The organism is Oleiphilus sp. HI0080, from assembly GCF_001635135.1.
This window is the reverse complement of the sequence record NZ_LWFU01000104.1, coordinates 1-338: the sequence shown is the minus strand read 5'-3', so window position 1 is coordinate 338 and position 338 is coordinate 1. Positions and strand designations below refer to the sequence as shown.

General features: G+C 49.1%; 1 pseudogene. It reads left to right on the top strand.

Annotated features, from left to right (window positions below):
- A pseudogene (locus A3751_RS22440) lies at positions 1 to 338 on the top strand (hypothetical protein); the annotation flags it as partial.

Here is a 338-nt window from a genome sequence, read left to right as displayed (position 1 = left end):
GAGTAAATACCGTTATGTATTTATTCCTGAGGGCGAGCAGGCGAGCTATTCGCAAACTGAAGCTTTGGATTTCCCTGTGGGTACGGTGATCGTTAAAACGTTTGCAATGCCCGAGAACACCGCATTTCGTGATGGTGCGGTGCGTGTTATCGAAACGCGTCTTTTGATTCATCGTGCAGATGGCTGGGTAGGCCGTCCGTATGTCTGGTTTGATACCGAAGGTAATCCAACCAATGATGCCCGTCTTGCGATTACTGGTGGCAAACTTGACCTAACAACGACGCATGAAGGTGCTGCGATGGACATTGAATATGCAGTTCCATCGGTCACGCAGTGTA